We start from the raw sequence: 22,872 nt of genomic DNA, 5'->3' as shown, positions 1-22,872 counted from the left end.
CCGCATTCATCGGAGCACTTCCCATGAGCAATACCCCAACCAGCGAGTACCTGGAAACCCTCTACGAAGGCTATGGCCAGCGTTTTCGCATGGAAAAACTGCTGCACGAAGTGCGCACCGAACACCAGCACCTGGTGATTTTCGAAAACCCGCGCATGGGCCGGGTGATGGCGCTGGATGGCGTAATCCAGACCACCGAAGCCGACGAGTTCATCTACCACGAAATGCTCACCCACGTGCCGATCCTCGCCCATGGCACTGCCAAGCGCGTGCTGATCATCGGCGGCGGCGACGGCGGCATGCTGCGTGAAGTGGCCAAGCACCGCAGCGTCGAGCACATCACCATGGTCGAGATCGACGGCACCGTGGTCGACATGTGCAAGGAATTCCTGCCGAACCACTCCAAGGGTGCGTTCGATGATCCACGCCTGAACCTGGTCATCGACGACGGCATGCGCTTCGTCGCCACCACCACCGAAAAGTTCGACGTGATCATTTCCGACTCCACCGACCCGATCGGTCCGGGCGAAGTGCTGTTCTCTGAAAACTTCTACCAGGCTTGCCACCGCTGCCTGAATGAAGGCGGCATTCTGGTGACCCAGAACGGCACCCCGTTCATGCAAATCGAAGAGGTCAAAACCACCGCCGGCCGCTTGCGCAGCCTGTTCCCGGACTGGCACTTCTATCAAGCGGCGGTGCCGACCTACATCGGCGGTGCGATGACCTTCGCCTGGGGCGCAACCGATACCGCCTATCGCAAATTGTCCCGCGAAACCCTGCAACAGCGCTTCGCCGGCAGCGGCATCGTCACCCGTTACTACAACCCGGAAATCCACATCGGAGCCTTCGCCTTGCCGCAATACGTGCTGCAAGCGGTGAACAAGCCAAGCAACGACTGACGTTTCGTCGGTAAGAAAAGGCCGTCGCCGGTGTGTGAAAACACGCGGGCTACGGCCTTTTTCATACCTCGTAGATGGGATCCCTTGGAACGAACGGCCGACAAGTGAGTCGAGATAGATGTAAGCCCATCCATGGGTTTTACCGAGGAGGCACCGATGCAAAAGTGGAAAATCACTTTCGTGGATGATCACGGTGAATCAGTCGACGAACTCTTCGAGTGCGAGGAGTGCCCAAGCAAGGAACAAGCCGCCAAACTCATTCGCGGCCGGCGCCTGCCGGTCGCTGCCGAACTGGACCTCAATGATCTGGAGGGGCGTACTGCTGATCCGACCGTCAAAAGTCTGAAATCCCAGTACAGCATTGAAATCCTCAGCATTACTCCGATCTGATACATCTCTTGTCTCGTCCAAGCCTTGGCAGCGGCTCTGTCTTGGGGCTACTCTGCAACCGAGATCAGCGAATGACTCGCTAAGGTCTGGTCTTGTCAGCTACATGCTTGTTTCCCGGCGGCAACCACTGTTGCTGTATCGCTTTCATCAATCGATTGAAAGTGCAGGGAATACGGAAAGTCTATCCATCAGTCTGAGGGGGACGTTTCATGAGCACAGCCTATCAAGAAGACATCAGCAGCAGCGTGCTGCGCCGCATGAAAGAAGGCGGTTTCGACTTTTCACGATTCCATCCCATCGAGTTCTACGCCATTTTCCCGGACGAGGAGCGGGCACGCAGGGCAGCAGGTCATTTTTGTGGTGAATCCTTGAATGCCCAGATCAGCGTGCGTGACGACGGCGCTTGGTCGCTGGAACTGAGCAAAGTGATGTACGCCACCTACGACGGGATCGGCGACTTTGAGCAGAACTTCGAGGCGGTGGTCGAGCCTCTGGGCGGCATCATCGAAGGATGGGGTGTCAAGCAGGAGGTACGAGGGCTACTCGCATAAGCTTATGAACAGTGACACTTAGCAACGGCTGACCTTTGGGTTGGCCGTTTTTGTTTTTATTTCACAACATTTCAGACAGAAAAAAAAAAGCCACCTGAACAGGCGGCTAAAGGGAAGAACGATAAGTTTTGCAACGAATGCACGGATTATCCGCATCTCCCTCCCGAGCAGTGAAATCAACTCTGGCTATGCTGCTGATAGGCGACAGCATTGCTTCGCCATGAAGCGGGGGCGATCAGGGTGGGGCATTTACCGCACAGGATTGGTGCGGTGCGCGCAGCGACATTATCCAACTGATTGATATCAAAGCGTTTCTGCCGATGGCACGGGCCTTGCGATGGTCTGGGTGTCCGGGTGACAAGGAGTACGGCATGATCCGCACCTATTTTGATGAGATGTACGATGCCGGCGGCCAGGTCCGTCCGCATTATCGGGAGTTTGCCCGTTGGCTGGCCGAAACGCCTGACGAGCTTTTGGCACAACGGCGACGCGAGGCCGATCTGTTATTTCATCGCGCCGGGATTACCTTCACGCTCTATGGTGATGAGCAGGGGACAGAGCGCCTGATTCCCTTCGACACCATTCCCCGCAGCATCCCCGCCAGTGAATGGCGGGTCGTCGAACGCGGCTGCATTCAGCGGGTCAAGGCATTGAACATGTTCCTTGCCGACCTCTATCACGAGCAGCGCATCATCAAGGCCGGCATCATCCCGGCCGAGCAAGTGCTGGCCAACGAGCAGTATCAGTTGGCGATGCAAGGGCTGGATCTGCACCGCGATATCTATTCGCACATTTCCGGCGTCGACCTGGTGCGCGATGGCGACGGCACGTACTACGTGCTCGAAGACAACCTGCGTACCCCCAGCGGCGTGAGCTACATGCTCGAAGACCGCAAGATGATGATGCGCCTGTTCCCCGAGTTGTTCGCGGCCCAGCGCATCGCACCGATCGACCACTATCCGAACCTGCTGCTCGACACCCTGAAAAGCTCAAGCCCGATCGACAACCCGAGCGTGGTGGTGTTGACGCCGGGGCGTTTCAACAGCGCGTTTTTCGAGCATGCGTTCCTCGCTCGGGAAATGGGCGTTGAACTGGTGGAAGGCGCGGACCTGTTTGTGCGCGACGACAAGGTGTTCATGCGCACCACGGACGGGCCGAAAGCGGTCGACGTGATTTACCGTCGCCTCGACGATGCCTTCCTCGATCCGCTGGCGTTCAACCCGGATTCGATGCTCGGTGTTCCAGGGCTGCTGTCGTCCTACCGCTCCGGCAACGTGGTGCTGGCGAATGCCATCGGCACTGGGGTCGCGGACGACAAGTCGGTGTATCCGTTCGTTACGGACATGATTCGTTTCTACCTCGATGAAGAGCCGATCCTGAAGAACGTGCCGACGTGGCAGTGTCGTAATCCTTCTGAACTGTCCCACGTGCTGGCCAATCTTCCAGAGCTTGTGGTCAAGGAAACCCAAGGCTCCGGTGGTTACGGAATGCTGGTGGGGCCGGCGGCGACGGCGGCGGAAATCGAATCTTTCCGCGAGCGGATTAAAGCCAAGCCCCACGCGTACATCGCGCAACCGACGTTGTCTTTGTCGACCTGTCCGACCTTTGTCGAAAACGGCATCGCACCACGCCACATCGACCTGCGTCCGTTTGTATTGTCCGGCCGCGAAACCCGGGTTGTGCCCGGCGGTTTGACCCGTGTCGCCTTGCGCGAAGGCTCCCTGGTGGTGAACTCCTCCCAGGGCGGTGGAACCAAGGACACCTGGGTGGTCGAGGATTGAAGGAAGCTTGCCATGTTGAGTAGAACTGCCTCGGATCTGTATTGGATGTCGCGTTACCTGGAGCGGGCGGAAAACCTCGCGCGGATGCTCGACATCAGTTATTCGCTGTCGCTGATGCCCCAGGACGGTCGTGGCGACGGCTTGCACGAACTCGCCATGCCGTTGCTGATCACCGGCACCCTGGACGATTACCTGGAGCGCCACGGCGATCTGCATGCTGAACGGCTGCTGCATTTTTTTGCCCTGGACGCGGCCAACCCGGCGAGCATCTACAGCTGCCTCGGCGCCGCGCGAGCCAGCGCCCATGCGGTGCGTGGGCGAATCACCGCCGACATGTGGGAAAACATCAACGCCACCTGGCTGGAAATACGCGGGATCGCCGAACAGGGCTTGGGTCGCTACGGCATGAGTCGCTTCTGTGAGTGGATCAAGGAGCGTTCCCACCTGTTCCGCGGTGCTTCCTACGGCACGATCATGCGTAACGACGCGTTCCGCTTCATTCGTCTGGGCACTTTTATCGAAAGGGCCGACAACACCTTGCGCCTGCTCGATGCCCGTTACGAAATGGCCGGCGATCAGGCCGAAGCGGTCAGTGACGGCACGGCCCACGCCTATTACCAATGGAGCGCCTTGTTGCGGGCCTTGTCGTCGTTCGAGGCCTACACCGAAATCTACCGCGACGCCCCCGGCGCCCGGCATGTCGCCGAGCTGTTGTTGCTGCGCGCCGATGTGCCGCGATCCCTGCGAGCCTGCACCGAAGAGGTCGACCAGATTCTCGCTCAACTGCCCGGGGCCAACGGCCGTCCCGCACAACGCCTGGCGGCGGAAATGGACGCGCGCCTGCGCTACACCGGTATCAACGAAATCCTCGACGAAGGCCTGCACACCTGGCTGACCGAGTTCATCCCGCTGGTGCGCCAGTTGGGCAATGCCATACACAGTTCCTATCTGGAGGCTGCATGAGACTTTCCATTAGCCACGAGACCGCCTATCACTACGAAGATCAGGTGCGGGCGAGCATCCAGTACCTGCGACTGACACCCCACGACAGCGAGCGCCAACACGTGCTGAGCTGGCAACTCGACCTGCCGCGCCCGGTGCGCGCGCAACTCGATCCGTTCGGCAACATCCTGCATGTGCTGACCCTGGACGAGCCGCATGAGGCGATCATCATCGGCGCCCGTGGCCAGGTCGACATCGACGAGCTGCGCGAAGCCGAGCACGAGAGCCAGTCGGCGCTGCCGTTTTTGCGGTTCACCCGGCTGACCGAACCTGACGAAGCCCTGCGCGCGTTTGCCGAGAAGGCGTGCAAGCAACGGCGGGATCGCACGGCGCTGATCGATTTGATGCATGGCCTGAACCAGCACATGACCTACACGCCGGGTTCCACTGAAGTGGAGACCAGCGCCGCGCAAGCTTTCGCCGGGCGTTCCGGGGTCTGCCAGGACCATACCCATGCGTTTCTCGCCTGCGCCCGCAGCCTGGGCGTTCCTTCGCGTTATGTGTCGGGGTATTTGTACAGCGAGAACAGCGAGCACCTGGCCAGTCACGCCTGGGCGGAAGCCTGGTTGGATGACGCTTGGTACAGCTTCGACGTGACCAACGAACTGGCCCGCCCTGAGCGTCACCTGAAACTGGCCGTGGGCCTGGACTACCTCGACGCCTGCCCGGTGCGCGGCATGCGCCGTGGCGGCGGGTACGAGCAGATGCATGCCAAGGTGTTGGTCTCACCGACACCAGTGATTACCGTCCAGCAGCAGTAATCTCTCACCTGATCGTTCCCACGCTCCGCGTGGGAATGCAGCCCGTGACGCTCTGCGTCACATCCAAAGCCGAACGCGGAGCGTCCGTGGAGGCATTCCCACGCAGAGCGTGGGAACGATCATTGCCTAGGGCTTAATCTTGCGCCCGGCCATGTGCTTCAAATACCCCACCAACAACTCCAGATCCCCCTCCGGCAACACCGTCGACGAGAACCCAGGCATCTTCGCCTGCGGCCACTGGCGCAAGCTCTGCGGGTCACGAATGTAACGCTTGAGGAAGTCCGCGCCGAAATACTCGGTCGGGTTGAACGGAATATTCAGGTCCGGCCCGAACTGCGCGTCCCCCGCGCCATTGAGTCGATGACAGGCCAGGCAATTCTTCTGAAACAGCGCAAAGCCCTTGTTCACCGGATCGTCCGCCTTCAGCGCAGGATCGGGCAACAGGGCAGGGAAGCGCTCAGCCACCGGGGCCATGCGCTTGATGCTCGCCACTTCGAACGGCCATTGCTCGGGGCTGATATTGCCCGCCTGCGGATCGGTCCAGACCAGATAGAACGGCCCGGCACTGGGCTTGCCCTCCGACAGCGGTGGCCACGGCTTGGCCGGGTCTTCAATCGCCAGCCAGGCCCGCGCGCCCTGGGTATTGAGCAGCGGCGCAGCGGCCAGTTCGGCGGCAAAACCGTCCAGGGCCACGGCTTGCAAGTGGTCGTCAGGCTTGATGCCCGTCAACAACGCTGCCAACGGCACGGCGCGATAGCTCATGTCCCGTTTGTAGGAAACGTCGTTAGTGATCGTGATGGTCTGAGCCTGAGGATGCTTGAGCAATTCCTCTGTCTGCCAGGTGCGAGGACTCGCGCCCAGCTCAAGATTCAGCTGCGCGGCAGACAGAGGCGTGCTGAGCAGCAAGGCCCCAAACAGAATGAGCGCTTTCAAGTGATCGTCGTCCATGTCGTGGAAGTGCCGCAAAGGTTGGCACAGCCACGCCGGCCCGGATAGCGAGCCAGTCACATTTTTATCAGGCGAAATGAAAACCCCCGCTGCTCGATCAGCCAAGCACCTTGGTCAGGTTCGGCAAAATCAACAACAGCGTAGTAGCAAATAGAATGAGCCCGGCTTGACGTACTTTCGAATGTTTGAACATGGCTTGACCGCCTTTTTTGTTATTTCCTGGTTGCCTGCCTGCATATCTCCATGACGGCAGAGCGCTGCACTTCCTGTAGGACGAGAGCCTCGGCAAAACCCGACGACAACTTCGTACAGGTTTACATTAGGGCCCACGTCACGCTTGGCTTAGATCCATTTCGTATGTGTTAAGCATCCATCGCTGTTAAAAAGGCATGAGGCCTATGGCCAGCTTCTTGGGCGCCCGTTGGCTAGACAGCTTGGTGACACGAATCGATTAATCCGATAGCTGACTACCGTTCGTCTGAGCGTGACCGTCAACGCCAATGAGCGCTGTGGTCATTGAATCCGCGGCTGCTCGGCATAAGGTGAGGGCATAAAGATCACCATCAGGTTCGAGGATGTCATGACCCAAGCTTTGATATTCGACGCATTGCGCACGCCCCGTGGCAAAGGCAAGGCCAACGGCGCCTTGCACAGCGTCAAACCGGTGAACCTGGTGGCTGGCCTGCTGACGGCGTTACAGCAGCGCACCTCCCTGGACACCAGTCAGGTCGATGACGTGGTGCTCGGCTGCGTCACGCCCATCGGCGATCAGGGCTCCGATATTGCCAAGACCGCCACACAGGTGGCCGATTGGGACGTCAGCGTGGCCGGCATGCAGCTCAATCGCTTCTGCGCTTCGGGGCTGGAAGCGGTGAACCTGGGCGCGATGAAAGTGCGTTCCGGCTTCGAGGATCTGGTGGTGGTCGGTGGCGTCGAGTCGATGTCCCGCGTTCCCATGGGCAGCGATGGCGGGGCCTGGGCGCTGGACCCGGCAACCAACTTGCACAACCATTTCACGCCCCAGGGCGTGGGCGCCGACCTGATCGCCACGATTGAGGGCTTCAGCCGTCAAGACGTCGATGCCTTCGCGTTGCACTCGCAGCAGAAAGCGGCGCGGGCGCGGGCGAACGGTTCGTTCAACAAATCGCTGGTGCCGGTGCAGGACCAGAACGGCATCATCCTGCTCGATCACGATGAGTTCATTCGCGCCGAATCGACCCTGGAAGGCCTGGGCAAGCTTAAGCCGAGCTTCGAAATGATCGGGCAAATGGGCTTCGACGCCACGGCATTGCGGGTGTACAGCCAGGTGGAGCGGATCAACCATGTTCACACGCCGGGCAACAGTTCCGGGATCGTCGATGGCGCGGCGCTGATGCTGATCGGCTCCGAAGCCAAGGGCCGCGCGCTGGGCTTGCAACCACGGGCGCGAATCGTCGCCACGGCGGTCACCAGCACCGACCCGACCATCATGCTCACCGGCCCCGCGCCGGCGACCCGCAAGGCGCTGGCCAAGGCCGGGCTGCGGGTCGAAGACATCGATCTGTTCGAAGTCAACGAAGCGTTCGCCTCGGTCGTGCTCAAGTTCATCAAGGACATGGCCATCGACCCGGACAAGGTCAACGTCAACGGCGGCTCCATCGCCATGGGCCACCCGCTCGGCGCTACCGGTTGCGCGATTCTCGGCACGCTGCTCGATGAGCTGGAAGCCCGGCGCCTGCGCTATGGCCTGGCGACATTGTGTGTCGGCGGCGGCATGGGCATTGCCACCATCATCGAACGCCTCTGAGCCTGCCTTTAAGAAAATCCGACTCAAGGAAAATTGCCATGACCCAAGCCATTCGTTACGAAAAGGGCCAAGACCGGATCGTCGTCCTGACCATCGACATGCCGGGCCAGAGTGCCAATACCATGAACGCGGTCTACCGCGACGCCATGGCCACCTGCGTCGAGCGCCTGGTCGCCGACAAGGACACGATTGCCGGCGTGATCATCACCTCGGCCAAGAAAACCTTCTTCGCCGGCGGCGACCTTAATGAACTGATCAAGGTTGGCAAGCCCGAAGCCAAGGCCTTTTATGACATGGTGCTGACCCTCAAGGGCCAACTGCGTACCCTGGAAACCCTCGGTAAACCGGTGGTTGCCGCCATTAACGGCGCGGCGCTCGGCGGCGGCTGGGAAATCTGCCTGGCATGCCATCACCGTGTGGCACTGGACAACCCATCGGTGCTGCTTGGCCTGCCGGAAGTCACCCTCGGCCTGTTGCCGGGCGGTGGCGGGGTGGTGCGAATGGTGCGCATGCTGGGCATCGAAAAAGCCCTGCCGTATCTGCTGGAAGGCAAGAAAATCCGCCCGCAACAGGCGCTGCAAGCACGGTTGATCGATGAGTTGGCCGTCGATCACGATGAGCTGATGGCCAAGGCGCGGGCGTGGATTGTCGCGCACCCGGTTGCTGTGCAACGCTGGGACGTGAAGGGTTATCAGATCCCTGGCGGCACGCCGTCGGATCCGAAAGTCATGCAGATGCTGGCCATCACGCCGTCGATCCTGCGTAGTAAAACCCAGGGCTGCCTGCCCGCGCCGGAGAAAATACTCTGCGCCGCAGTGGAAGGCGCCCAGGTGGATTTCGATACGGCGCACCTGATCGAAACCCGCTACTTCACCGAACTGACCACGGGCCAGGTGTCGAAAAACCTCATCGGCACCTTTTGGTTCCAGCTCAATGAGATCAATGCTGGCGGTTCGCGACCTCAGGGCATAGCGCCTTACGTGACGAAGAAAGTCGGTGTGCTCGGCGCCGGAATGATGGGCGCGGGCATCGCGTTTGTCAGCGCCTCGGCCGGCATCGACGTGGTGCTCAAAGACATCAACCTCGCCGCGGCAGAGAAGGGCAAGGCCCACTCGGCGGCGTTGCTGGACAAAAAAGTTGCGCGCGGCCAATTGAGTCGGGAGCAGCGCGAGACGATTCTAACGCGGATCCATACCACCGAAAACGATGCGGACCTGGCCGGTTGCGATTTGATCATTGAAGCGGTGTTTGAAGATCGCGAGCTTAAAGCCAGGGTCTCATCGGCAGCGCAAACCGTTGTCGGCCCCGACGCGGTGATCGCCTCCAACACCTCGACCTTGCCGATCAGCGGCCTGGCCACCGCCGTGCCGGACCAGAGCAAATTCATCGGCCTGCATTTCTTCAGCCCTGTGGAAAAAATGCCGTTGGTGGAAATCATCAAAGGCGTCCATACCAGCGACGAAACCCTGGCTCGTGGTTTCGATTTCGTCCTGCAAATCAAGAAAACCCCGATTGTGGTCAACGACAGTCGCGGCTTCTTTACCTCGCGGGTGTTCGGCACCTTCACCAACGAAGGCATCGCCATGCTCGGCGAGGGTGTGAGCGCGCCGATCATCGAGACCGAAGCGCGCAAGGCCGGCATGCCCGTCGGGCCTCTGGCGATCTCCGACGAAGTTTCCCTCAGCCTCATGAGCCATATCCGCCAGCAAACTGCCAAAGACCTGCAAGCGGAAGGGAAACCGCTGATTGAGCACCCGGCGTTCGCCGTGATTGACTTGCTGCTCCAGGAATTCAAGCGTCCGGGCAAGGCCGCTGGAGGTGGTTTCTACGATTACCCGGCCGCCGGGCAGAAACATTTGTGGCCGGAGCTGAAAACCCGCTTCGAGAAGGCCGACGGGCAGATTTCGCCGAAAGACGTGCGCGATCGGCTGCTGTTCATCCAGGCCATCGAAACCGTGCGTTGTGTGGAGGAGGGCGTGCTGACCTCGACGGCGGATGCCAACGTCGGCTCGATCTTCGGCATCGGCTTCGCAGCCTGGACCGGCGGTGCGCTGCAATTCATCAATCAGTACGGCGTGAAAGACTTCGTCGCCCGTGCCCAGTACCTGGCCGAGCAATATGGCGAACGCTTCACGCCACCTGCGCTGCTGCTGGAGAAAGCCGCCAAGGACGCGCTGTTCTAAGGGGACGTTCTAAGGGACCGATGACGCCTTCCGGGGCTTGCCTTGCCACCGTGTTTCAAGGCAGGCTCTGGGGTGTGCATTATTCCCACCATGTGTCAGGTATTTTTTATGTCGTTACGCATCTGCATTCTGGAAACCGACATCCTGCGTCCGGAACTGGTCGATCAATATCAGGGTTACGGGCAGATGTTCCAGCGTCTGTTTTCGCAGCAACCCATCGCGGCCGAATTCACCGTGTACAACGTGATGCAGGGCAATTATCCCAGCGATGACCTGACCTTCGATGCGTATCTGGTCACCGGGAGCAAGGCAGACTCCTTCGGCACCGACCCGTGGATTCAAACCCTCAAGACGTACCTGCTCAAGCGCTACGAACGTGGCGACAAACTGTTGGGCGTGTGCTTCGGTCATCAACTGTTGGCGCTGCTGTTGGGCGGCAAGAGCGAGCGGGCGACCCAGGGCTGGGGCGTCGGCACCCACAAATACAAACTCGCGGCCAAGGCGCCGTGGATGAGCCCGGTGAGGGAAGAACTGACGTTGCTGATCAGTCACCAGGATCAGGTCACCGCGCTACCGGAAAACGCTACGGTGATTGCTTCTAGCGATTTCTGTCCGTTCGCCGCGTACCACATCAACGATCAGGTGCTGTGCTTCCAGGGACATCCGGAGTTCATTCACGATTACTCAAAGGCGTTGCTGGATATCCGTCAGGAGCATTTGGGCGAGCAGGTTTATCAGAAGGGCGTGGCAAGCCTAGAACATCCACACCATGGCACGACCGTTGCGGAGTGGATGATGCGGTTTGTGGCGCACAAGCCTTAGTCGGATTGATCGTAATGATCGTTCCCACGCTCTGCGTGGGAATGCATCCCGTGACGCTCCGCGTCACACCATACTCACAACCACCCCGACCGCTTGAAGCTCGCCCACAAACCGACGCACCCAACGGTGATAAATCCCAACACCCCGAAATACCCATAATGCCAAGTCAACTCTGGCATGTCCTCGAAGTTCATCCCGTAGATCCCGGCCACCGCCGTCGGGAACGCCAGAATCGCCGCCCACGCCGCAAACTTGCGCTGCACCACGCTCTGGCGCGAAGCCTCCAGCAACACCCCGACCTCGATGGTCTGGCTGGCAATGTCCGCCAGGGTCGTGAGGTCTTCCATCTGCCGCGTGACATGAATTTGCACATCGCGGAAGTACGGGCGCATGTTCTTGTCGATGAACGGAAAGCTCAAATTTTGCAGTTCCTCACCGATCTCCACCATCGGCGCCGCAAACCGGCGCAAGCGCAATACATCGCGACGCAGGCCGTGGAGTTTCTGGATATCGCGCTCGTTCAGGGAACCGCAGAGGACATTGGTCTCCAGCTCATCGATCTCGGCATGAATCGCTTCGCCCATCGGCTGGTAGTTTTCAATCACGAAATCAAGGATGGCATAGAGTACGAAATCTTCCCCATGCTCCAGCAACAGCGGGCGCGCCTCACAACGCTGTCGGACGTGGGCGTAGGACGCCGAATGACCATTACGTGCAGTAATGATGTAGCCCTTGCCGGCGAAGATATGCGTCTCGATGAACTGCAATTTGCCTTCATGGCGGATCGGCGAATACGTAACGATAAACAGTGCATCGCCGAACGTTTCCAGCTTCGGTCGACTGTGTTTTTCCAGGGCGTCTTCGATGGCCAGTTCGTGCAGGTTGAACTGGCGTTGCAGATTGAACAACTCCTGAGCGCTCGGCTCTTCAAGGCCGATCCACACAAAGTGGCCAGGCTTGGCAGCCCAGGCCGCGCCTTCGTCAAGGGTGATGTTGGTGACTTTCTTACCAGCGCTGTAAACCGCAGCAGCAACGACTCTACCCATGATGGTGATTCACTTCTTATTGGCCGCTTTCTAATAGTAAAGACTGGCGGTGCCAGGCAGGATTCAGCTTAACCTTGTCTACTGCTTGAGAGTCAGCAAAATCTGTAGAGTTCGCAGGCAAAAGAAAACCCGCACAGGGCGGGTTTCATTCAGGCGGCTTGCAGCTGCCGATCCATTGAGTCGATGCACTCACGCATCTGTTCGCGGCATTGGGCGATCAGCATCGGCATGTCATCCAGGCTCAGTCCAGCCGTAGGAATTGCCGGCAACGAACGGATCAGAATCTTCCCACTGCGCCAGCGGTTCAATCGCATGTGTTTGACGTAACTGCTGACACACACCGGCACGATTGGTACGCCGGCGGCAATCGCCATCTGGAATGCACCTTTCTTGAACGGCAGCAGCTCTTCACCGAGGTTGCGGGTGCCCTCGGGGAAGACCCAGATCGAGGTATCTTCATTTTGCAGGGTGTGAGTGGTGGTCAGCATCGACTGACGTGCCTTGTGCGCATTGCCGCGATCGATCAACACATTGCCCGCCAACCAGAACAACTGCCCGAACAGCGGCACCCACTTCAGGCTCTTCTTGCCGATGCACACGGTGCGTCGGGGTACCACGTTGCCGAACACAAACAGATCGTAGTTGGACTGGTGGTTGGCGACGATCACGCAGCTGTCGGGTTTATCCATCAACGGCCCGACATCGGCCTTCACCCGCAAACGCAAAATGCACATCGCCGGCCACGCATACAGGCGCGCGCACAAACGGCTGTTGTCCGGGTTGAACGGGCGGCACAGCCCGAGAATCACTCCGAGCACACCGGCCAGAATAAAGTGCAGGCCCATCAATAACATACGGAACACAAACAGCATTTAAAGGCCCACCGGGACAAAAGGTGGCGCAGTGTACGGATGTGCACTGTTTTCGGCAATTGCCGCTATAGAAGTGGGAGATAGCCGATGTTTGAGTGCATGTTTCCGACTTGTGGGTCAGATGCGGCCTAGAGCGGTTGTAAGGTTTTAAACCAGACACCCAAGAAAAAGCCCGACACGACGGTCGGGCTTTTTGGTGCAACGCATTCGGGCTTAACCCATATGCTCCTGATCCAGGATGATCGCGTTGTCCAGCGTCTCCAGCAGCGCCTTGCGCACTTTGAGCTTGGTGTTCTTGTGGGCGATCATGTTGAGCTTCTTCAACTGACGAGCCGCCGCCAGCGCCGCGCCTTGCAGCTCTTCGGCCGACACCACCACATCAAGGAAGCCGGCATCCACGGCGCTTTGTGGGTTGAACATCTCGGCATTGATCACCGCGCGATGAAACGCCGATTTGCGCAGACGATCACGGGCCAACTCGATACCGGCGTGGTGCATGGTCATGCCGATCTGCACTTCATTCAAGCCAATGCTGAACGGGCCATCGACACCGATGCGGTAGTCAGCCGACAACAGAAGAAACGCACCCTTGGCCACCGCATGCCCAGGACACGCCACGACCACCGGGAACGGATGCGACAACAGGCGACGAGCCAGGGTCGAACCCGCAGCCACCAGCGCCATGGCCTCATTAGGGCCGGCCGTCATCACCTTCAAGTCATAACCACCCGACAAAATCCCGGGCTGCCCGGTAATGATCACCACCGCCCGATCCGCTACCGCCCGATCCAGCGCAGCGTTAAACGCCACAATCACGTCCGGAGAGATGGCATTGACCTTGCCATTGCTCAAGGTCAGGGTCGCGATACCGTCTTCGAGATGGTAGGAAATCAACTCACTCATGACGCCAATCCTTCTAATAAAGTAGGGCAGACGTTACCCACCGCTGTACGCCAGGTAAAGCGCCGTGACTGACCCGCCAGTCACCCTTTTCCCGCCCGCCAGGCACAGCCCGCCCCGCCCACCGTGCATTGGCCTCTATATAGAAGGGGAGGCGAAGCCGGAGATTGGCAGGTTTGCCATGCCCTTGAACGTCCAGAAAGGGCCAATCGCGTTAACCGCATGAAAATTCTGAAAAAAATGTTTGCCATCAGAAATGCTTTCGACTACATTAGCGCGCCTCGACAGACTGAATGCGTTTGACGAGATACGGTGAAGTGTCCGAGTGGCTTAAGGAGCACGCCTGGAAAGTGTGTATACAGGAAACTGTATCGAGAGTTCGAATCTCTCCTTCACCGCCACATTCTGCAAACACAAACCCCTGATTTTCCTAGAGAAAGTCGGGGGTTTGTGGTTTTTGGCGTCTGAAAAGGGCGATATGAGAATAACATGGAAGCACGGGTGGCTTTTTTTGCGGTGTTGAGCAACGAAAAGTTGAGCTCCTTTTCTGCTTAACAGGGCGTGGCGATGCAAGCTGAGTTGATGTCAGTGCGCCGGTAAAGGCAGTATGTGGCGCAAACCATCAAACTGAAACGCCGCAAGGAAGCCCTCATGGCCAAGACGATTTACGATAAGCCCACTCGCGCGCTGCTCAAGGACATGCTGGTGAGCTGGAACCTCCAACCGGGCCAAGTATTCACTGCTGCTCGCGCAATACAGTGGTTCGCGACGAACTATCCCAAACTGAAGCCTGGCAGCATCCGTGCGCATTTAGTTCAGGCTGCCACGAACGACCCTAGTCGCTTACATCATCCCTCGACCAATATAACTGACGACATTCTGTTCAAGGTTGCCCCTGGCGAGTTTCGGCGCTACGAAGCGGGCAAGGATCCGGCGCCAATTCGTGAAATGGTAAAGGGCGATATCGCCAAGCAAGAAATAGAAGATATTGATATTGATCGCGACGGCTCGGAGGAAATCAATCTACCCGGCTCTACCGAATTTCTACTGGAGAAAGACCTGCAGCGCTACTTGGCGGAAAACCTGGGATGCATTGAGCCGGGCTTGAAACTGTACGAAGACGAAGACCTGCGAGGCATCGAATACGAAGCAGGTGGAGGCAGACGTATCGACATTCTCGCCGTTGACCGTAACGGTGCCTTCGTCGTGATTGAGCTGAAGGTCTCTCGGGGCTACGACCGCGTGATCGGCCAACTGCTGCGCTATATGAACTGGGTTCGACGCGATCTCGCGGAGCTAGGCCAAAAGGTACGCGGTATCATTGTGTGCCGCAGTATGTCCGAGGATCTGCGACTAGCTTGCTCAAGCATGAACGACGTGGAGTTGTTCGAGTACAAACTTTCCGTAGCAGTTACTAAGGTAGCAACACTTCAACTACGAGAATAAAGACACCACGGGCAATCCGGCAATCCTATCCTCTCAATGAGATTATCCGTTTGACTGACAGCCCAATACAGGACGGTAGCTTTAGCCGTTACAGAAAATACCTACGTATCGATGTGGCCCTATTCATAGCCAGCATGGTCGGAGCCTTCACCCTTAGTGGGTTCGCATATCTGGAAAAGTACTATCTAGTGTTAGATGTGCCAATTGAGCGCATAAATATCAGTGCACAGCAATTCGTGGCCTATGGAGCGGCTGGGTTAGGCTCATATATCGCTGCCCTGGGATTCGCGGTTGCGTTGGTGGGGACGGTGACTCTCCTATTGGTGCTTTTTGAGAAACCAAGAAAAAAAACGGAGCAACCCATCGCTCTGCCGTTATGGGTGGCACGCATTCGGAATCAAGCAATCGAACATAGCATGGCGTTTAAGTTTGTAGCGTGCCTGTGCATGGTAGCGCTATTGATGTGGTGCACGTGGTATCTCCTCGTAACGATACCATCAGATACAGGCCGATCCGCTGCGCTCAAAACCGCTACCGAATGCACAGCCCGTGCATTGGTTTATCAGAACCTTGATCGTTACGAGGGATGTCAGGTTGCCGAGTCTGACGACATGATTTACCTACTCAAACGAGGTCATGTCGATAAATTTGGTGTCGGGTTCTACACGCTTGAGTTACCGAAATCGGGCTTGAAGAACATCGTAGGTGCAGAGCAGTACATAACCTACGAGCGTTAGATCATCACGCGATCACAGGTCCACGATGGGGGGCTTCTCGAACAAATATTCACGCGCCCCTCAAGCAAGGCGTCGAGCGCAGCCAGCGACAACAATCTGGATCGGGCAAATATTGAAAGGGCTGGATGAGAGGGCTTTGGCAAGCCCCTTTCCTCAAGCTCAGTCCTATCTAGCCTCTATCATATAAATTGCGCTCCCCACACCAAGGAGGACAGCACAGATCCCAGACAGAGTCGCGGCTCCGAGATGTTGGGCGAAGGCAGTCAAATCTCTCTTTCACCGCCAAATTCGATGTACACAAAACCCCTGATTTCGAGAGAAGAAGGGGGGGTGTGGTTTCTGGCGTCTGATATCGATGCATCGAATGACCTTCTGGTTTATGAGGTGCAACTCTATCGAGCGCATTTACCACATCAGAAAGTTTGGTAATTAGCTCGACCACGATTTCGATAATGTTCAGTTCGGCTACAGTCCATTGGATTTAGCGAGCGTCATCCCCCGCCATCAGATGGCCTAGCCCATGCGCTGGGCATGACGATCGCAGCCACGTTCATGACGAACCAAAGCGATACACCCCTTTCTGCAGGGTGGACCATAGTGAGTGCGGGCGTTGAGCCATGTCGTAATCAAATCAACCAATTCCAGGATAGTTGATGACTGCAGGGGGCTACGATTTTGTAGGGGCAAGGTCCGAAATTGATGTAGGACGATTGATAGGCGCGTGGGAAGCAATGCTGGAAAGCCAGATGGTTGGGGGCCTCCACAGGTTTTGGCACCTCGCATGAGCTGCATCGGGAGGGGGTATTCGTTTTGCGTCTGTAAGGTACAAAATGACCCAAAGGGCAGCGCACACGACGCGCCCCTTATCCGGAACGGACGCACGTTATGCAGGAATTCACCATGAAACAGGCCGAGCTGGAAAAGGTTCACGTGGAAATCGTCAAGCTGATGGCTGAACAGCGCAAGCTGAACGCCGAAGCTGGCAAGATGACCCGTGAAACTTTTTGGTATCCGGTAGCTGTTGCAACTGGCTTGATCGGTACGGTGGCGACTGTCACTGCGGTGTTGATCAAGCTGCTCTGACCCTTGATTCTTTCGATGCTGTGAAAGGCTGATATCGCGGCTACCGAGGAATAATGCGCGCGTCTATGAAAAAGGACATCTCATGATCACCACCACAACTCACACCATCGAAGGTCGACAAATCACCGCCTACCTGGACATCGTCAGCGCCGAGTCGGTGCAGGGCGTTAACGTGATCCGCGACATGTTCGCCGGGATGCGGGATTTTTTCGGTGGGCGTTCTCAGACGTTGGAGCGGGCATTGAAGGAGGCGCGGATTCAGGCGACTGACGAGATCAAGGAACGGGCGCGGGCGCTTCAGGCGGATGCGGTGGTAGGGCTCGATTATGAGATCAGCATGCCGGCCGGCAAGGGTGGGATGGTGGTGGTGTTTGTGACCGGGACAGCGGTCAAGCTGAGGTAGGTCGCGCGGTAACGGCCATTCGTCGGGCATGTAACGATCTGAATCACAAGTCTGGGAATGACCGGCTAGTCTCAAAAACCAGGGTGGTCGATATTTTTCAGGCAAAAAGGGCTTGCCGGTATCGACCCGTTTTGAGAGGAGCGAAGATATGGCTGAGCCGTATATCGAAGACGACGGTGCAGAGTTTCCAATCAATGATTGCGTGCAGTGTGGTCAGACGGACTATGTGCCGAGCTTCGGCGAAGACCGTATCAAAATAAACAAAATCAAATCTGCAGTACCTAGGACCCGAGGGCCGAAATCGAAATTTATGCCCAAGCTGGGGGCGCCTTCCAGGAAGTAAACCGATAACAGCACAAACCCCGCATTAAGCGGGGTTTCTTGTTTCTGAAGGGCAGGAAACGTGGCTCGGCGGCAATGCCGAGAAATGTCCTACAACTTTGCGAGCGCTGGTATTTTTTTCACAAACTTTTCACACCGGCCTACGTAGGCTCAACTCATCCGTTAGAAAGCAGTACCCTGGCCCGTCTCCCCAGCGGGCTTTTTTTTGCCTGTCATAAAACCTTTTGCATAAACGCTGTCCAACCGTCGCCAATGGCGAGGTTGTTCCGGTTTTGTGTCTGGACTTTACCTGCGCTAAAGCATTCAATCTCCGGCCTTTCCGTTTCCCCTTTTTTGAGGTTCTTGTTATGCGTTTGACACTGCCTGCTCTGGTTCTGGGCCTTTTGGTTGCTCAAGGTGCGATGGCTGCCGGTGACGGCACGGCCGCGCTCGGTGGTGGTTTGGGTGGCGCGCTGGGTAATGTGGTTGGCCAGAAAATGGGCGGCAGCACTGGTGCAGCGATCGGTGCTGGCGTAGCGGGCGCAGCCGGCAGCGCTGTTGCAGCGCGCAAAGGCAGCCGGACCAAAGCGGCCATCGGCGGCGGTGTTGGCGCGGCGGGCGGCTCGATAATCGGTAACAGCCTGGGCGGCAAGACCGGTTCCACCATCGGCGCAGGCCTGGGTGGCGCATTGGGCGGCGGCGTAGGCAGCAACCTGTCCAAAAAAGGTCACTGATCCTGAAGGTCAGCTGAAAAAGCCCGGCTCAATGCCGGGCTTTTTCGTTTTGGAACGTTTCTGCATCATGTGGCTCAAATCCCATACAGTCGGTATTTGATTTGCTGTTCCACGGTCGCGATTGGCTGGGTTCAATAGCAGATGCCAGGCTGAGGCCTATCCGCGGCATGTTCTTTTCCCCCATGCGGAAATTAGAGGTGCATATCATGCGTTTGACATTGTCCACGGTATTTTTAGGGCTTTTGGTCGCTCAGGGCGCAATGGCGGCCGGCAACGGCGACGCTGCAGTCGGCGGTGGTCTTGGCGGTGTGTTGGGCAGCGTAGTCGGCGGACAGTTAGGCGGCAGCACCGGGGCTGCGGTGGGCGCTGGCGTTGGCGGTGCGGCAGGCAGTGCAGTCGGTGCGCGCAAGGGCAGTCGCACAGAAGCGGCCGTCGGCGGAGGTCTCGGCGCGGCGGGCGGTTCGGTGATCGGCAACAGCCTGGGCGGCTCCACTGGTTCGGCCATTGGCGCAGGCGTGGGCGGCGCAGCCGGTGGCGCGGTGGGCAGTAGCCTGGGCGATGACCGCGGCAGTTCGCATTCCGGTGGCGGCTACTACAAACACAAGCATAAAAATAAGTACAAGAATCACTAACTCGATATCGAGTAACAGTAAAAACCCGGCCGAGTGCCGGGTTTTTCGTTTCTATCGATAGGACTCTGGAACGATTGGCCGTAGGACGTCTCGAACTTTATAGACTCCCTGAACGTTGTGAGGCATGCCATGACTCCGGAAACCGAAGACAAGGAAGAAGAAGGCCCGATCAACGATCCCGGCAATGAAGATCCGGGGTCTCTGATGGACGACGCCACGGTGCCGCTCAACGATGCCGATGACGCGGGCGATGTGGGCAACTTAGAGAATGATGAGTATGACGAGGAAGACGACGAGTGATTTTGCGGTCGGGCCGACCTCGATCCCCGCGTCTATGGTGTTGTCCTCGAAAGGCAAGGATCTGCTTTTCAGCTCCATTGAGAGGTGCGTTATGAACGCCGATCCGAAAGACACCGATATCGACGATACCCCCGAATATCCACTGCCTTCGCCCACCAATTCCCTGCGCCGCGACCAGCGCCCGCCCGACGATGACGACACCGCCGTGGAACAGGTACCCGCCGATGATGTGAGGCGCGGTAATGTGGAAGCCGACCCGGAAGACCCGGACATCGCCGGTGATGACGCCTCGGGCGAACCGAGCTGAAGCCTGTGCGGTGGTGCATCGCCGCTTGTCGATTGTGCGGCACCTTTAAAAAGCGATCACCGCCAGAGATCAGGTAAAGCATTCTTTAAAGGAGATGCACCATGATCAGATCAAAATGGACGGCGCTGACGATGGTCGGCTTATTGTCGATCAGCTCATTGGCGGCGTTTGCTCAATCTACTGGTCGCGACGCACCGGTCGATAAGGGTGGGATGCCGCCTTACTCGGAAATGAATGCGGGTACCTCGGATGGGAAGGCGTTGCCGCCGGACGAGATGGGTGGTGGGAATGGTGGTGATGTGAATGGGAGCAGCATCAACCAGGGGGAGGGGAGCGGGTCGGTGAGTGGTGGAAGTTCGATGGGGAGTGGTTCTGGAGGTGGGTCTGGAGGATCAGGTGGTTCTGGGGTGAGTGGGGGCGGGGCAGATAAAACCGGTAATTCGGGTGGCTGAAGCCAGATTCTTTACCGTTGCACTGAGCCCAGCATCGAGCTGGGTTTGGTGTTTGCACAGGAGTTAAAAGTTCCCTGACCTCTTTTTTCGACCGCTACTCCTCTTCAATATCGGATTCAAACCAGCGCATAAAGAAGTCTCTCTGAATCTCTGGATCGTTGGTAAGGTTATTTTCTTCATAGTCAAAAATATTTACCAGGTCATTCCTTGTTGCATACTTACCTAGTGTGAGTTCATATGCTTTTACTCCAAGCGACATCTGTGAGGACATGCTGGAAGGGTGTACGTTTATTTTTGCTCCTTTGCACAAAAAGGTTACATTGTTATGGTTCTGCCTAATGTGGCCAAAACAAATGTAGAAATTATCACCTGTGTATGATTTTCGATATCCATTTTTCATGACGAAAGTAATGGTCAGGTTTTCTGAGTCACAGAGAAGCTCAGCGGATTGACGCTCGTCATTTTTGATTATCACAATCTCTATGCTAACCACGTTCCATTCCTAGTTCGGATTTAAAGGTTGTGTTACCTGATGGGTGAATATTCACAACGATGGGCGTAACGCTGTGAGTATCTGTTCTGCTGACTTTGTCTTGGATTACCTGCCTTGATCTCTGTCAGGGTTTTTTCGGAGGTTAAATAGATTGGTCTTCTTTAAGCTGGGGCTGGGGTTTTACCGGGTTAGTTTGTTTTGGTCGAAAATAGCTTATCCATTGATGATAAAATTCTATTTGTTCAGAAATGTCATTGGTAATGTTCTTGTCCTCAAAATCAAAAATGTGAACAATATGATCTCGTGATGCTGCTTCTCCCAGTGTCATCTCATAAGCTACAGCTCCATTGCTCATCTGAGAGCACATTCGTGAAGGAAAAACATTAAGTTTTGCTCCTTTGCAAAGAAATTTTATTTCTGGAAAATCTCGTCGGATTTGTGCCAGGCATAAATACAGATCATGGTCGGTGTAGGTTTTTCTGAATCCATTTTCCATTGTGAACGTTAGTGAACTAAAGCGCTCTTCAAGAATTGCGGTTTCGATAGTGTTCCCGGATTGTAGTTTTATGTAGTGTTTCATCATATTTGCTCCGCGTGCCAAACTTTATTAGGTGTGATCAATTGCGGCTGTTGTCTTTAGGTTTTGTTTGGTGTTGTAATTGTCAATGATTCGATCCAGTTTTGATAAAAGGTTTTTTGTTCTTCAATGTTGTTAGTGATGTTTTCGTCTTCGTAGTCGAAGATTCGTACTAGGTCTTCTTCTTCACTGGGTTTTCCAAGTTTAAGTTCGTATGCGACTAAGCCACTAGACATTTGTGAAGACATTCGTGAAGGATGAACATTTAGTTTGGCTCCTTTGCATAGGAATTTTATTTCAGGGTGCTCGGCTCTTAACATGCCGAAGCATACATAAAGGTCATAGGCTGTATAAGTTTCGGTTAAGCCACTTCGCATCGTAAATGTGAGTGTCGGTTTTTTTCTATTGCATTCGATTATGGCTGTCTCTGTGATACCATGATTGTTTATTAGTATTTCTATTGGCTTCATGGCTGCTTCCTGTAAGGGTTGGGTATTGAGTAGCCCTTATAGCTACCATCGTCGCGGACGGGGGTGGCGCCGACGATGTCGTGATTTTTTACTCCTCCCGGGATCGCTATCTCAACTTCACGCCGATGTGGTGATATCATGCCAAGTTCTTTATTTACATCGATTCCGCTAATGTTTTTCAGTACATATACATAACCATCGTCAAGCCAGTAGCCTGTGGCAAATTTTTTTGCCTCATTTTCGTTTGTCGAAGTGCTGACAAAGTAACTAGGAGGGCTTCGATTATCCAATGCATGCATGTACAGATCTGTACTGTCTCCCAGGGGTTCAAATCCTGCCTCAAAAATTTCCCATGGTTCTCGGTCATCACCACGGTACAAGTAATGGTTCTCTCGTTTTGGGCTTGGAGTTCCGGGCCCCCCCTCATAAACCCTAGCCTTACCCGCCGGATCCTCATCCCCAAACGACGGCTTCTTACACCCATCCCCCCCAGGGCACTCACTCAACCCCAACGGATCAACCCAACCCGCCGGATTGCGTGTGTACTGATAGCCGTTTAGCCCGCCCGCCAGCTTGCTCGGGTCTGGCGTCAGGTACCGCCCGACATCCGGATTGTAGTAGCGATGCCGGTTGTAATGCAGGCCGGTTTCCGCGTCGAAATACTGCCCTTGAAAGCGTAGTGGCTGATCGAGGACCTGGTGGGTGTCGCGGTTGAGGCGGGTGAGGCGGCCATATGCGGTGTATCGGGCGGCCCAGATGATGTCGCCGCTGTAGTCTGTGAGTTCTTGCGGGGTGCCGAGGTGGTCGAGTTGGTAGTAGAACGGACAGGCTTTTCTCGGGCCTTTGCCGTCGAGCATGGCCAGCGGGCGGAAGGTGCCGGGTTCGTAGACGTAGCTGCGATGGTGGTCCTGGCTGTGTTCGGCGACGAGGTGGTCGCCCTGCCAGAAAAACTCTGTGGTTTTGCCGTCGACGGTTT

At 56.7% G+C, this 22,872-nt stretch carries 27 protein-coding genes and 1 tRNA gene; 20 read left to right on the top strand and 8 right to left on the bottom strand.

What is annotated here, in order from left to right; all coding sequences use genetic code 11:
* Positions 1-23: 23 nt before the first annotated feature.
* The 6 genes from speE (at position 24) to PMI21_RS05570 (ending at position 5,384) form a co-directional block, all read left to right on the top strand.
* Positions 24-899 (top strand): polyamine aminopropyltransferase, encoded by an 876-nt coding sequence (gene speE / locus PMI21_RS05545; RefSeq protein WP_007940801.1) that lies wholly within the window; start codon positions 24-26, stop codon positions 897-899.
* 156 nt (positions 900-1,055) lie between these two features.
* Complete coding sequence (locus tag PMI21_RS05550) at positions 1,056-1,289, top strand: hypothetical protein (protein ID WP_007940800.1); 234 nt, start codon at positions 1,056-1,058, stop codon at positions 1,287-1,289.
* A gap of 209 nt (positions 1,290-1,498) precedes the next feature.
* Positions 1,499-1,840, top strand: a complete 342-nt coding sequence (locus PMI21_RS05555; RefSeq protein WP_007940799.1) for a ribonuclease E inhibitor RraB — start codon at positions 1,499-1,501, stop codon at positions 1,838-1,840.
* A 371-nt stretch (positions 1,841-2,211) separates the two neighbouring features.
* A complete protein-coding gene (locus PMI21_RS05560; protein ID WP_007902187.1) occupies positions 2,212-3,621 on the top strand; it encodes a circularly permuted type 2 ATP-grasp protein in 1,410 nt (469 codons plus the stop codon).
* A 12-nt stretch (positions 3,622-3,633) separates the two neighbouring features.
* Positions 3,634-4,584, top strand: a complete 951-nt coding sequence (locus tag PMI21_RS05565) for an alpha-E domain-containing protein (RefSeq protein WP_007940798.1) — start codon at positions 3,634-3,636, stop codon at positions 4,582-4,584.
* On the top strand, positions 4,581-5,384 hold the full coding sequence (locus tag PMI21_RS05570; RefSeq protein ID WP_007940797.1) for a transglutaminase family protein: 804 nt from the start codon (positions 4,581-4,583) through the stop codon (positions 5,382-5,384). The genes PMI21_RS05565 and PMI21_RS05570 overlap by 4 nt, the downstream gene beginning before the upstream one ends.
* Before the next feature lie 126 nt (positions 5,385-5,510).
* On the opposite strand, the gene PMI21_RS05575 is transcribed toward PMI21_RS05570, so the two are convergent.
* Positions 5,511-6,332, bottom strand: coding sequence for a c-type cytochrome (locus tag PMI21_RS05575; RefSeq protein ID WP_007940796.1), 822 nt, complete (start codon positions 6,330-6,332; stop codon positions 5,511-5,513).
* A 580-nt stretch (positions 6,333-6,912) separates the two neighbouring features.
* Here PMI21_RS05575 and PMI21_RS05580 point away from each other — a divergent pair.
* The 3 genes from PMI21_RS05580 (at position 6,913) to PMI21_RS05590 (ending at position 11,123) form a co-directional block, all read left to right on the top strand.
* Entirely contained in the window at positions 6,913-8,118 is a 1,206-nt protein-coding gene (locus tag PMI21_RS05580) for an acetyl-CoA C-acetyltransferase (RefSeq protein WP_007940793.1), read from the top strand.
* Between the two features lie 38 nt (positions 8,119-8,156).
* Entirely contained in the window at positions 8,157-10,301 is a 2,145-nt protein-coding gene (locus PMI21_RS05585; protein ID WP_007940792.1) for a 3-hydroxyacyl-CoA dehydrogenase NAD-binding domain-containing protein, read from the top strand.
* A 108-nt stretch (positions 10,302-10,409) separates the two neighbouring features.
* Positions 10,410-11,123 (top strand): amidotransferase, encoded by a 714-nt coding sequence (locus PMI21_RS05590; RefSeq protein ID WP_007940791.1) that lies wholly within the window; start codon positions 10,410-10,412, stop codon positions 11,121-11,123.
* 74 nt (positions 11,124-11,197) lie between these two features.
* On the opposite strand, the gene PMI21_RS05595 is transcribed toward PMI21_RS05590, so the two are convergent.
* The 3 genes from PMI21_RS05595 to PMI21_RS05605 all read right to left on the bottom strand — a co-directional run bounded on the left by PMI21_RS05595 (position 11,198) and on the right by PMI21_RS05605 (position 13,944).
* Positions 11,198-12,169: a magnesium and cobalt transport protein CorA gene (locus tag PMI21_RS05595; RefSeq protein WP_007940790.1), complete on the bottom strand. Its 972-nt coding sequence runs from the start codon at positions 12,167-12,169 to the stop codon at positions 11,198-11,200.
* A 149-nt stretch (positions 12,170-12,318) separates the two neighbouring features.
* Complete coding sequence (locus PMI21_RS05600; protein ID WP_007940789.1) at positions 12,319-13,041, bottom strand: lysophospholipid acyltransferase family protein; 723 nt, start codon at positions 13,039-13,041, stop codon at positions 12,319-12,321.
* Positions 13,042-13,254: 213 nt separating this feature from the next.
* On the bottom strand, positions 13,255-13,944 hold the full coding sequence (locus tag PMI21_RS05605; protein ID WP_007940787.1) for a crotonase/enoyl-CoA hydratase family protein: 690 nt from the start codon (positions 13,942-13,944) through the stop codon (positions 13,255-13,257).
* Between the two features lie 308 nt (positions 13,945-14,252).
* Here PMI21_RS05605 and PMI21_RS05610 point away from each other — a divergent pair.
* The 11 genes from PMI21_RS05610 (at position 14,253) to PMI21_RS29655 (ending at position 20,356) form a co-directional block, all read left to right on the top strand.
* Positions 14,253-14,342 (top strand) — tRNA-Ser (locus PMI21_RS05610).
* 250 nt (positions 14,343-14,592) lie between these two features.
* Complete coding sequence (locus PMI21_RS05615) at positions 14,593-15,387, top strand: endonuclease NucS domain-containing protein (RefSeq protein ID WP_007940785.1); 795 nt, start codon at positions 14,593-14,595, stop codon at positions 15,385-15,387.
* 50 nt (positions 15,388-15,437) lie between these two features.
* On the top strand, positions 15,438-16,124 hold the full coding sequence (locus PMI21_RS05620; protein WP_007940784.1) for a hypothetical protein: 687 nt from the start codon (positions 15,438-15,440) through the stop codon (positions 16,122-16,124).
* 900 nt (positions 16,125-17,024) lie between these two features.
* Complete coding sequence (locus PMI21_RS05625; protein WP_007940783.1) at positions 17,025-17,207, top strand: hypothetical protein; 183 nt, start codon at positions 17,025-17,027, stop codon at positions 17,205-17,207.
* Between the two features lie 82 nt (positions 17,208-17,289).
* On the top strand, positions 17,290-17,610 hold the full coding sequence (locus PMI21_RS05630; RefSeq protein ID WP_007940782.1) for a YbjQ family protein: 321 nt from the start codon (positions 17,290-17,292) through the stop codon (positions 17,608-17,610).
* 148 nt (positions 17,611-17,758) lie between these two features.
* The gene (locus tag PMI21_RS29955; protein ID WP_007940781.1) at positions 17,759-17,953 is read left to right on the top strand and encodes a hypothetical protein; all 195 of its coding nucleotides are present in this window, start codon (positions 17,759-17,761) and stop codon (positions 17,951-17,953) included.
* A 346-nt stretch (positions 17,954-18,299) separates the two neighbouring features.
* Positions 18,300-18,665, top strand: a complete 366-nt coding sequence (locus PMI21_RS05640; RefSeq protein ID WP_007940778.1) for a glycine zipper domain-containing protein — start codon at positions 18,300-18,302, stop codon at positions 18,663-18,665.
* Positions 18,666-18,871: 206 nt separating this feature from the next.
* Complete coding sequence (locus tag PMI21_RS05645; RefSeq protein ID WP_007940776.1) at positions 18,872-19,297, top strand: glycine zipper domain-containing protein; 426 nt, start codon at positions 18,872-18,874, stop codon at positions 19,295-19,297.
* 129 nt (positions 19,298-19,426) lie between these two features.
* On the top strand, positions 19,427-19,597 hold the full coding sequence (locus tag PMI21_RS29750; protein WP_007940775.1) for a hypothetical protein: 171 nt from the start codon (positions 19,427-19,429) through the stop codon (positions 19,595-19,597).
* A gap of 91 nt (positions 19,598-19,688) precedes the next feature.
* A complete protein-coding gene (locus tag PMI21_RS05650; RefSeq protein ID WP_007940774.1) occupies positions 19,689-19,904 on the top strand; it encodes a hypothetical protein in 216 nt (71 codons plus the stop codon).
* Between the two features lie 101 nt (positions 19,905-20,005).
* Positions 20,006-20,356, top strand: a complete 351-nt coding sequence (locus PMI21_RS29655; protein ID WP_007940773.1) for a hypothetical protein — start codon at positions 20,006-20,008, stop codon at positions 20,354-20,356.
* Between the two features lie 94 nt (positions 20,357-20,450).
* Here PMI21_RS29655 and PMI21_RS05660 read toward each other — a convergent pair whose 3' ends face one another.
* From PMI21_RS05660 to PMI21_RS05665, 4 genes are all read right to left on the bottom strand, one after another.
* Positions 20,451-20,849, bottom strand: coding sequence for a hypothetical protein (locus tag PMI21_RS05660; protein WP_007940771.1), 399 nt, complete (start codon positions 20,847-20,849; stop codon positions 20,451-20,453).
* A 142-nt stretch (positions 20,850-20,991) separates the two neighbouring features.
* Positions 20,992-21,432 (bottom strand): hypothetical protein, encoded by a 441-nt coding sequence (locus PMI21_RS29175; RefSeq protein WP_081499530.1) that lies wholly within the window; start codon positions 21,430-21,432, stop codon positions 20,992-20,994.
* 53 nt (positions 21,433-21,485) lie between these two features.
* Positions 21,486-21,896, bottom strand: coding sequence for a hypothetical protein (locus PMI21_RS29170; RefSeq protein ID WP_007940769.1), 411 nt, complete (start codon positions 21,894-21,896; stop codon positions 21,486-21,488).
* Positions 21,893-22,872 (bottom strand): RHS repeat-associated core domain-containing protein (locus tag PMI21_RS05665; protein WP_007940767.1); only part of this gene is annotated, 980 nt, incomplete at its 5' end. The genes PMI21_RS29170 and PMI21_RS05665, both read right to left, overlap by 4 nt.

Source organism: Pseudomonas sp. GM18, assembly GCF_000282195.1.
GTDB lineage: Bacteria > Pseudomonadota > Gammaproteobacteria > Pseudomonadales > Pseudomonadaceae > Aquipseudomonas.
This window is presented reverse-complemented; position numbering and strand designations above follow the sequence as displayed.